Origin of the sequence: Desulfovibrio sp. OH1186_COT-070 (assembly GCF_003860215.1) — a bacterium.
Lineage (GTDB): Bacteria > Desulfobacterota > Desulfovibrionia > Desulfovibrionales > Desulfovibrionaceae > Desulfovibrio.
In genome coordinates, this window is record NZ_RQYH01000119.1 from 1 (window position 1) to 764 (window position 764).

Here is a 764-nt window from a genome sequence, read left to right on the forward strand (position 1 = left end):
TTTTCTAAATTTGGAGGAGTTTCTAAATGAAAAGTTAATTTAAAATTTTCTCCATCACCAATGAACTCTCCAGAAATCAAATCGTTTGTTAAATAAAAACTTCCCTTAACGTTAAATTTATCAAAATTATTTATCTTTCTTAATTTCACAATAGTATCTCTCCTTTTTGATATAACGTTACCTCAAAGTAATTGATAATATAGAACTGCCTTATATAACATCGTTCTAATAATATCATATTATAAATTAAATAAAATAAGAGTCAGTAAAATAGACATTTCTGTTTCTTGTATTTTTATTAAAATCTCAATTTAAATACTCATCTTGAGATTTTAAACGCTGTGAGAAGCGCTTATTTGTATTGACAATCTATTTATCAAGATAATCCCTTATCATTTTTAATTCTATAAATTGTCTGTCTTGTGATATTAACTTCTTTCGCAATTTTACTAATTGCTTGGCCTTCTTCTAACATTTCTACCACACGATGATAAATGATACGTTTCTGAGGATCTTTAGCATTCGGTGAATAAAGTAATGGGCGCCCTTTATATACCCCTTTGTCTTTCGCAACTTGAATACCTTGTGCTTGTCTACGTTTACTTTCATTTCTTTCTTGTTCTGAAACCATTGCTAATATTTGAATGATTAGATCTTTCATAAATTTATCTAATAATGGATTGCCAATCACTTCATTCATCATAGGTAAGCTAGTAATCATTAATTGGACTTCTTTGTCTTTTAAATAATTAACGGTATGAATC

At 27.7% G+C, this 764-nt stretch carries 1 protein-coding gene; it reads right to left on the reverse strand.

The genetic code is table 11. The features are described from left to right. Positions 1-376 precede the first annotated feature (376 nt). A partial coding sequence (locus EII23_RS12140) for a recombinase family protein (protein WP_148091279.1) occupies positions 377-764 on the reverse strand: 388 nt, incomplete at its 5' end.